Source organism: Chitinophaga sp., from assembly GCF_035564935.1.
Classification (GTDB): Bacteria; Bacteroidota; Bacteroidia; order Chitinophagales; family Chitinophagaceae; genus Chitinophaga.
This window is the reverse complement of the sequence record NZ_DATMTE010000882.1, coordinates 1-9,807: the sequence shown is the minus strand read 5'-3', so window position 1 is coordinate 9,807 and position 9,807 is coordinate 1. Positions and strand designations below refer to the sequence as shown.

9 protein-coding genes are annotated in these 9,807 nt (G+C 47.3%); 3 read left to right on the top strand and 6 right to left on the bottom strand.

What is annotated here, in order from left to right:
- Window positions 1-422, bottom strand: a 422-nt coding sequence (locus VN105_RS23085) for an SRPBCC family protein (protein WP_325644655.1), incomplete at its 3' end; no start/stop codon positions are given.
- Window positions 423-424: 2 nt separating this feature from the next.
- Window positions 425-1,417 (bottom strand): GlxA family transcriptional regulator, encoded by a 993-nt coding sequence (locus VN105_RS23080; RefSeq protein WP_325644653.1) that lies wholly within the window; start codon window positions 1,415-1,417, stop codon window positions 425-427.
- A 124-nt stretch (window positions 1,418-1,541) separates the two neighbouring features.
- Here VN105_RS23080 and VN105_RS23075 point away from each other — a divergent pair, with 124 nt between their 5' ends.
- Window positions 1,542-1,961 (top strand): VOC family protein, encoded by a 420-nt coding sequence (locus VN105_RS23075; protein WP_325644651.1) that lies wholly within the window; start codon window positions 1,542-1,544, stop codon window positions 1,959-1,961.
- A 5-nt stretch (window positions 1,962-1,966) separates the two neighbouring features.
- On the opposite strand, the gene VN105_RS23070 is transcribed toward VN105_RS23075, so the two are convergent.
- Together VN105_RS23070 and VN105_RS23065 are read right to left on the bottom strand one after the other, a co-directional pair.
- Entirely contained in the window at window positions 1,967-2,443 is a 477-nt protein-coding gene (locus tag VN105_RS23070) for a VOC family protein (protein WP_325644649.1), read from the bottom strand.
- A gap of 626 nt (window positions 2,444-3,069) precedes the next feature.
- Window positions 3,070-4,209 (bottom strand): acyl-CoA dehydrogenase, encoded by a 1,140-nt coding sequence (locus VN105_RS23065; protein ID WP_325644647.1) that lies wholly within the window; start codon window positions 4,207-4,209, stop codon window positions 3,070-3,072.
- A gap of 238 nt (window positions 4,210-4,447) precedes the next feature.
- Here VN105_RS23065 and VN105_RS23060 point away from each other — a divergent pair, with 238 nt between their 5' ends.
- Window positions 4,448-5,395 (top strand): arginase, encoded by a 948-nt coding sequence (locus VN105_RS23060; RefSeq protein ID WP_142687559.1) that lies wholly within the window; start codon window positions 4,448-4,450, stop codon window positions 5,393-5,395.
- A 6-nt stretch (window positions 5,396-5,401) separates the two neighbouring features.
- On the opposite strand, the gene VN105_RS23055 is transcribed toward VN105_RS23060, so the two are convergent.
- Complete coding sequence (locus tag VN105_RS23055; protein WP_325644643.1) at window positions 5,402-6,484, bottom strand: DUF3810 domain-containing protein; 1,083 nt, start codon at window positions 6,482-6,484, stop codon at window positions 5,402-5,404.
- A 15-nt stretch (window positions 6,485-6,499) separates the two neighbouring features.
- Between VN105_RS23055 and VN105_RS23050 the strand changes: the two genes are divergently transcribed.
- On the top strand, window positions 6,500-7,378 hold the full coding sequence (locus VN105_RS23050; RefSeq protein WP_325644641.1) for a fructosamine kinase family protein: 879 nt from the start codon (window positions 6,500-6,502) through the stop codon (window positions 7,376-7,378).
- On the opposite strand, the gene VN105_RS23045 is transcribed toward VN105_RS23050, so the two are convergent.
- Window positions 7,379-9,807 (bottom strand): PAS domain S-box protein (locus VN105_RS23045; protein ID WP_325644639.1); only part of this gene is annotated, 2,429 nt, incomplete at its 5' end.

The following is a 9,807-nucleotide window of genomic DNA, read 5'->3' as shown; positions in this document are numbered from 1 at the left end:
TCCTTTACTTTATCCAGCGCCTGCGGCCAGGTTTTAATAAAGTAATCCTTATAGTCGTCATTGAGGTCCATATCTACCACCAACTCCGTTTTGCCGTTAACGTTAGTAAGTGTATAATTCTCATGGGCGCCGGCCCAGGCTTTTACCTTATCGCTGGTAAGGTCTTCCACCCCGTTGTTTATTTCACCAAGGTGCTGAAACGACATGTATTCGTTCGGTACTTTGTCTTCAATACGGGCAACCATACCCTGGTTCTCATTACCCAGGAATAATACCTTGCTTCCTTTTTCCCAGTTGGTTTCCACTCTGGATCCCTCGCCGAAAACAGCGGTCCACTGCTGATAGGAAGGATCTCCCCAAAGTACTTCCCATACTTTTTCGCGGGGGGCATCGATCGTAATTTTAAATGTTGATTTTTCCATGATCATTCATTTACAGGGTTTGTGATTTGTTTATTGTATTTATTCCGGTACTCCAGCGGGGTGAGTCCCGTTACTTTTTTAAACATCGTTCTGAATGTTTTGGTATCCACATATCCTACATCATAGATCACTTCGTTCACATTCTTTGTACTCGTTTCGAAGTCGCGTTTCGCCGCTTCTATTTTTATTCGCTGAATATATTCCACCACCGTGTTACCGGTCGATTTTTTGAATCTTCTTTCAAAAGTCCTTCTTCCTATGGCCGACATATCAGACAGTTGTTCCACGGTAATTTTATCCTGGTAGCTGGATTCAATGAATTGCTGCGCTTTAAGGATAGGTGCGTCGTTATGGGCTTTTTGTCCTTCAAAGATGATGAAGGGCGACTGGCTCTGGCGGTCTATATCAATAGCATATGCTTTGGCGGTGAGAATGGCGATATCCCTGCCGGCATATTTCTCTACCAGGTAAAGGATAAGATTGAGGAAAGAATAGGCGCCGCCGCTGGTATAAATACGTTCTTCTTCTGTGATGATCCTGTCGTCCATCAGTTGCACACCGGGGAACATGGTTCTGAACTCCTGCGCCATTTTCCAGTGGGTAGCGCATTGCTTTCCATTGAGCAGCCCTGTAGCTGCCAGGAAAAAGGCGCCCAGGCATAAACTGGCTACAGATGCGCCCTGCCGGTACTGTTCCCTGATCCAGGGAATGAAATCTTTATTCAGTTCGGCCGCCTGCGCCTGATCGCCGTGCAGGGAAGGAATAATGATCAGGTCCGTTTTCTTTACCTCGTTCATCAGCACATCCGGCGAGATGGTGAATAAGCGGTTACGCTGGCTCACCTCGTTCCTGAGCCCAACCAACTGCACCCGGAACATGGGCTCCTGGCCTTTTTGAGCGAGGAAGTTATTGAGATCCGCCAGGATCTGGTAGCTGCCTTCGATATTAACTAAACTGGTATGCCCAAGGGGCACCAGGATGGAGATATGTATCATACGCTGCAATTATAATTATTTATGCCGCAATTAGCCTGAGAATTGTCGCTATACACCCCTGCTCCTTAACCGAACCATTACGACTTTTGCATTATGATTCTAACTGAAAAAATCCGGTTTTAAAATGGCCTTCATCCATACCTACCTTACTTTTAACGGCAACTGCCGGGAAGCAATGACTTTCTACAAAGAATGTCTTGGTGGAGAATTAATGCTTCAAACCATTGGCGAATCGCCTGTTTCGGCGGAGATACCTGCATTTATGAAGCCGTTTATCCTGCATTCGAGTCTTACCAAAGGCAACCTGGTACTTACCGCTTCTGATATGGTGCCTGAATCGGGACTTACTGCGGGCAATACGGTTTCTTTACTGCTTGACTGTAACACGGAGGAGGAAGCCCGCACTTTTTATGCCCGTCTTTCTGCGGATGGTATTGCTACTCATCCGCTGGAAAGTACTTTCTGGGGTGCTTTGTTTGGCGGGCTTACCGACAAGTTTGGTCTTCACTGGCTTATTAATTTTGAAGGTAACAGCCGGCAATAAAGATACTATTTACCGTTAAATGCTTTCTCCAGTGCTGCAATATCCAGCTTCACCATTTTCATCATCGCCTGCATGGCCCTGCCTGCTTTTTCTTTATCCGGATCGCTCAGCAGCTTAGGCATAATGGAAGGCGTAATTTGCCAGGATAAACCATATTTATCTTTCAGCCAGCCGCATTGTACTTCCTTTCCTCCATCTGCCGTAAGCTTAGCCCAGTAATTATCTACTTCTTCCTGGGTTTCACAATATACGGTAAAGGAAACCGCTTCTGTGAAGGGGAATTGCGGACCTCCATTGATGGCCAGGAACTCCTGTCCGTCCAGGTAAAAAGTAGCGGCAAGCAGCGTACCGGCAGGGAAAGGAGATCCTTCTCCGTAGTATGACTTATCCGTTACTTTTGAATTTTTGAAGATAGATGAGTAGAAGCTGATCGCCTCTTCCGCATTATCATTAAACCATAATGATGGTGTGATCTTTTGCATAACGATAGATTAAAGTTTTAAGATGCTTATTTCATTACAAAGATACCAGCCCCCTTTCTCTTATTGACGGTGCAAAAGCGACATTCTTTAGGGGCACTTGCGACAACGCGTATTTTGTCTGACTCAGGATTAAACTGATTACACTGATTACCCTGATTGGATTACTTTGGATTTAAAAGGATTTGGGGAGATTCAAGCGGATTTTGTCTGACTCAGGATTAAAGTGATTATGCTGATTATCCTGATTTGATTTTGTAATGAAAAAAGGATTTGGGGGAGATTTAAGCGGATGACTGCTGATATCTCTCCAAATCTTTAAGTCATCCGAGTCAAATGAGATTAAGTCTGTAAAATACAATCAGCGTAATCAACATATCCCGGAAAAGACAACCTTCGTGTAATCAAAAGAATATCGGATCACCGAAACAGCCATGCTATCCGCTTAAATCCCCCAGATCTTTTTTAATCATTACAAATTCAAATCAGAGTAATCAGTGTAATCAGTTTAATCCTGAGTCAGACAAAACCCGCTTAAATCTCCCCAAATCATTCTAAATCCAAAGTAATCAAATCAGGGTAATCAGTGTAATCAGTTTAATCCTGAGTCAGACAATATCCGCGGCGAACTACGCGAGGATGCTCCTGCTGATAACGATGCGTTGTACTTCGGAGGTGCCTTCGTAGATCTGGGTGATCTTGGCGTCGCGCATGAGGCGCTCCACGTGGTATTCTTTTACGTAGCCATAGCCGCCGTGTACCTGTACTGCTTCGGTGGTTACCCACATAGCGGTTTCAGAGGCAAATACCTTAGCCATAGAGCTGCTGAGGGTATAGTCGAGATTCTGATCTTTATCCCATGCGGCTTTGAGGCATAGCAGGCGTGCGCTTTCTATGCGGGTGGCCATATCGGCCAGTTTGAACTGGATGGCCTGGTGCTGGGATATTTCCTTACCGAATGCTTTTCTTTCCTTAGAGTATTTGAGCGCCAGTTCATAGGCGCCGCTGGCGATGCCGAGTGCCTGGGAGGCGATACCGATACGGCCGCCTGCCAGGGTTTTCATAGCGAATTTAAACCCGAAGCCGTCTTCTCCTATCCTGTTTTCCTTGGGAACTTTTACATCCTGGAACATAACGCTGTGTGTATCGCTGCCGCGGATGCCCAGTTTATTTTCCTTGGCGCCGATAGTGACACCGGGCATTTCTTTTTCCACGATGAGGGTGTTAATACCTTTACTTCCTTTTTCCGGGTGGGTTTGTGCCATTACCAGGTATACGCTGGCGGAATTACCATTGGTGATCCAGTTTTTGGTACCATTAAGCAGGTAGTGGTCGCCCTTATCTTCAGCGATGGTACGCTGGGAGGTGGCGTCGGAACCGGCTTCCGGCTCACTGAGCATAAATGCACCGATGATCTGGCCGGATGCCAGGGGCACTAAGTATTTCTGTTTCTGCTCTTCTGTACCAAAAGTTTCGAGGCCCCAGCACACCAGGGAGTTATTAACACTCATAACCACGGAGGCAGAAGCATCTATCTTGGATATTTCTTCCATTGCCAGCACATAAGAGATCGCGTCCAGTCCGGCCCCACCGTACTTAGGGCTTACCATCATACCGAGGAAACCGAGTTCTCCCAGCTTTTTAATCTGCTCTGCAGGAAATTTCTGGTGTTCATCTCTTTCTATTACTCCAGGCAACAGTTCATTGACAGCAAAATCACGTGCTGCCTTTTGTATCATCAGATGTTCTTCCGTCAATTGAAAATCCATGGTGTATAATTTTATAAGGTAATCCACTCAAATTATTTATAAATCAGCAGCTAAAAAAATAGCCGGATTAAAATTCAATGTTGTCAACCAGAACCGGGAAAATATTGAACAAATCGCTACAATAACGCTACTGCATTGGATTTGGTTCAGATAATACATGCAAGTTTTTCACCATTACACGTTTTGCTGCTTTGGGCGTTCACATAAAATCCTGTAGCTTGCCTTTAATGCTATTTTTATGAAGAACATTAAGATAATAGAAGTAAAATCAGAAATAGGAGCAGGTACGCGCGGCGCCAGTTTAGGTGTAGATGCTATTAAGATTGCCGCGCTGGACTTTATGAGCAACTTTTTTGTACACTTCCCCACCGAAGCAATTGAAACGGAAAATAAGCTGTTGTTTGAACCTATTGAATCGCCTTATGCCAAAAGGATCAAAGGTACTTTTAACATGTATGAGCGTATCAGCAAAAGCGTATGTGAAACCGTGAAAGCCAACTGGTTCCCGGTACTGCTTTCAGGCGATCACAGCACGGCCGGCGCCACCATTGCCGGTTTGAAGATGGCACATCCCAAAGCCAAGCTGGGGGTGATATGGATAGATGCGCATGCCGACCTTCATACGCCTTATACCACGCCTTCCGGTAATATGCATGGGATGCCGCTGGCTACAGCTATTGCAGAAGACAATATGGACTGCAAGGTGCACGACCTGGATGAAAATACCGCTAAAATGTGGAATGCCCTGAAGAACATCGGGAAAATAGCCCCGAAAGTGCTTCCTGAAGATATTGTATTCATTTCCCTGCGGGATTATGAGAAAGAGGAAGATCACCTGATCAAGCAATATGGCATGAAGGTGATCACCACCAGTGAAGTACGTCGGAAGGGGCCGGAAAATATTTCCCGTTCTGTGTTCCGTTACCTGAGCGATTGTGAATATATCTATGTTTCGTTTGATGTGGACAGCCTGGATGCTTCCATTTCCAAAGGCACCGGCACGCCGGTAAGTAACGGCCTGCGCGAGCGTGAGGCGGAAGACCTGATCGCCAAGTTCATGCAGCACCGCAAGATCTGCTGCTTTGAGATCACGGAGGTGAATCCTACGCTGGACCGGGAAAACCTGATGGCGGAAATTGCCTTTAATATCCTGCAGCGCAGCGTGAATGTGCTGATGATGAACTGATGTTTGTTATAGTTTGAAATAGGCGATGAGCCAGCCGGTTACTTCGCTGTAGCTGCGGATACCCTTATCCTGCTTGTTGGCTTTGAGATAGCGGTCGTACAGGAAAGAGGAGTAAGCATCTACTTTTCCCGTGTAGGGTTCATAAAAATCGATGATCGCCTTATAATCTGCCTTTACACCCGGAAGCGCCTTTTGCCAGACGTTATGGGCAAGCGTAGTGTCGCGGCGGGCCAGCTGACGCACACTGTAAAGGAACATATCAAAATTGGCGGCATAACGGAAATGGCTATCCGGGATACTGGTAGCCGCCAGGTAGCCTACAAAATTAGCTTCTTCTTCCGGGGCATAACCGATCTGGTGTGCAATTTCATGACAGGATACAAATGGCAGCAATACATCGGGCACAGTAGTATTTACCTGTGCCTCGTTGGTAAACGGGTTAAGGTAACCGGTAACACCGGGGTAATTAAGCCAGTGCCCGAATACGGCCGGTTTAATGCTGGGCGCCCTGTAACGCAGGGCCGGCCAGGTTTTGGCGGCAGCGTCATAAGCGGCGATAGCGCGTTCAAAAACGGGCCTGCCGGTAGTATCTGTTTTCATGATACCGGCAGTATCGCCGGTATTGGCTTTTTCAAGATTAACCAGCTGTAGTAATGTGTCCGACAACTGGTAAAGTTGCTGCGTGTTATAGTTGCCCGTAACGAGGCGGGTATCCCGGGCAAGAGAGTTCCGTTCGTAGTTAAAACCCCATAGTACCAGGAAGGCCAGGTAAACGTTCAGGAGAAACTGTACCCCGCGGAGCACCTGGAATCCCAGGGCCTCCCAGCGGGCACGGATGAGTTTATAACATAGTTTTAACAAATAGAGTATTCCTCCGATAATCCAGGCAGTATATATTACATCGCCAATACTAAATGGAACTATACCTGTTACTTGTCTGAACGCCAAACTACTCCAGCCGTACCACCTGTGAAAGTAGAAATCGCCAAAGCGGTTACTCCAGGCGAATAATCCTTTTAACAACAGTATAGCCGTAAGTGTTAGTACAATACGGACGATTTTCTTTTTAATCCGGACTTTTGTCTCCATATAATGTGGCGGATCATGATAGATGAAATTCTACAAAAACAATTAAGCGCGGCACTTTCCGAACAATTGGAAGTAAAAATACATATTAATGAAGCAAAAACCGTGCATGGTGGCGATATTAACGAATCTTTTCGTATAGCCACCAACGAGGGATATTTTTTTATTAAGATGAACGATGCGGTGAAATACCCGGATATGTTCAGGCAGGAGTATGCCGGGCTGCTGGAGCTTCAGGGCGCCAAAGCCGTGCATACGCCGAAGCCGCTGGCATACGGCAGTGTAAGCGGCCGGGCTTACCTGTTGCAGGAGTTTCTGATGAAGGGGCAGGCGGTGGCTGATTTCTGGGATGACTTTGCTGTATCGCTGGCGAAGCAGCACCGTGTAACGCAGCCTCACTATGGGTATGCGGGGGCGAATTACGTAGGGAGTTTGAAGCAATATAATACGCCTTACAGCAGCTGGCCGGTATTTTATGCATTTAACCGTTTGTTGCCGCTGATCCGGATGGCATACGACCAGCAGTTGGCAGACAGGCAGCTGGTGCAACAGGTAGAGCGGTTGTGCCGGCAGTTGCCGCAGTTATTCCCGGCGGAGGCTCCTGCGTTACTGCATGGCGATTTATGGTCGGGTAATTTTATGGTGGGCAGTAACGGGCGTGCCTGTATTTTTGATCCGGCAGTGTATTACGGGCACCGGGAAATGGACCTGGCAATGACGCGGCTTTTCGGTGGCTTTGACACGCGGTTCTATTATGCCTACCAGGCTGCTTATCCACTGCAGCCAGGATGGCAGCAACGGATAAGCGTTTGCCAGTTGTACCCGCTGATGGTACATTTCATTTTGTTTGGCGGGAATTACTACAACAGTATCAGAGAGGTGCTGCAATCGTACTGATCACTCCCCGTGCGCATCAATAAAATCGCGCATCTTGCCATATTCTTCTTCCACCACGGGATAATAGCGGTTTACATCTGCCGTAATTTCACTAAAAAGCCGGCAGATCTCGGTGCTATGCAGTTCCTGGTTTATACGGAGATAATTTTCCAGTTCCTGCATTTTAGCGCTGATCCAGGTGAGGCCTACCATTGCGAAATTCGGTTTCAGTTTATGCACCTGGAACTTCATGGCTTCCCATTCATGGTTATCCACCATTGTTTGCAGTTTGGCGATTTCATCACGGATAGTTCTGATAAAAATTTCAAAAAGGTCAGCGGCATAGGAAATATTACTCTCATATAGATCTGTGAGATATTTGACGTCCAAATCGTTATTAAACTCAAATCCGCTTAAATTCTGCACTTCTTCCATTATTAGTTCTGTTTCGTCTTCGTTGAGATATTTATTAAAAATCTGTAGTAGCTGATCCGGTGTATAGGGTTTCGTAAGTATATCTGTTATTCCTGCAGCCCTTGCCATAGTGGCGGTGCTTTCCATAGCTACTGCGGTGGTAGCGATCACCGGTGTGGCAACATTGGGCTGTGCTTCATCCGCCCTGATCTTTTGCGCCAGTTCCATGCCATTCATACCCGGAATACGGATATCCATGAGGATAAGGTCGTATTGCCTTGCTTCGAGGAACCAGGTGGCATCCGGGCCATTGGTAGCGAGCTGGTAATTGATCCTGTATTTTTCCAGCAGGCTCATTATATAGCGCAGGTTCATCTGGTTATCTTCCACTACCAGTACCCTGGCGTTCTCGAATGACCTTTGCAGGAGTTTCCTGCTCAGTTTACCGGTATTTACGGTGAGCGGCCGGCGACTATCCAGGAAAGGGATATTGAAACTGAAGCAGGTATTAAACCCGGGGAGTTCTTCCACCGTGATATTCCCTCCCTGGATCTCCACCAGTTGTTTTACGATGGCGAGTCCCAGGCCGGTGCCGCCGTATTTTTCACGGATATCTCTTTCCGCCTGTTTATAATTCCTGAAAATGAGTTCCAGCTTATCTTTTTTGATGCCAATGCCTGTGTCGCACACGCGAAAGCGTATCCAGAGCTTGTTATCCTGCCAGCTTTCCTGGGTGGCAGTGATAGCAATTTCACCATCGTTGGTGAACTTCTCTGCATTACCTAACAAATTGATTAGTATTTGGTTCAGTAGCACGTCGTCGCCAATAAGCCAGGTATTGAGGGCGGCATCCAGTTCAGCTGTTATTTTCACCGGGCGGCGGCCCAGTTTGAGCTCAAAGGTATTGCGTAAAGACTGGATCAGTTCGCGAAGGTTAAATTCGCGTTGGTTAACCTGTATTTCCCGGGCTTCTATGCGGGAAATATCGAGAATATCACTGACTATACCCAGCAGTATACCCGAGGAATTTTTGAGGATATTGACATATTCCTGCTGCTGCGGGTCCAGCGGGGTTTCGTCGAGCAAGTGGGCCATGCCTATAATGGCATTGAGGGGGGTGCGGATCTCATGGCTCATGCTGGCAAGAAAATCCTTCTGGGCGCGCTGGGCCTCTTCCGCCAGGCGGCGGGCTGTTTCCAGTTCCCGCTGCAGTTTTTTCTGGTCGGTAATATCCATATGGATCCCTGCGCCGCCGGTGATATTGCCATGGCGGTCGTATATATTGGCCGAGCTGGCGAGGATCCAGCGGTTGGAGCCGTCTTTCAGCTTTATTTCCATGTCGTATACGAGGGGCATGTTCTCTTCCAGGCGTTTTTTGCGAAGGGCGCGGGCGTATGCCCGGTTATCTTCCGGCACAAATACATCGGTGATATTTTTCCCGATAAGTTCTTCCTCCCTGTAGCCGGAGAGGCGGCAGAAGCTTTCGTATACGCGGGTGATATTTCCCTGTACGTCTGTTTCGCACATGGCTACATTGAGGTTATTAAGGATTACCCTGAACTTTTCTTCGTTGTGTTTTATTTCTTCCTGTACATTATTGCGGCGGGTGATATTAACCGCCTGCCAGATGCTGCCACTGAAAGTTTTGCCGTTGAAAACGGGGAGATAGTTGACTTCCCAGGTTTGCCCGTTCCGGAAGGGCACTTCCCATCCAAACCAGGGCTTTTTTTCCCGGCGGAGGGATTTCATTTTTGATTCCAGCGGCAGGTGATCGGCCACCATAGGCTTAAAGTAGCGGATCAGTTCGGGGAAGGTGCAGTTAAGAGGGGTATTTCCCTCCATATAGCGGCTGAATACGTCATTTACCCATATGCAGCGGTGTTTTTCATTGGTAACCAATAGCCCGGCGCTGTTACTGTTGAGCCAGGCCGTTATGGGCAGGGAAAAGATATCCGGTGCCCCGGTTAGTGGCATGCCGGTACTATCAGTAGCAGTTATTTTCTTACTGTATCTTCCTGTGGCCTTCATTTTGCTGA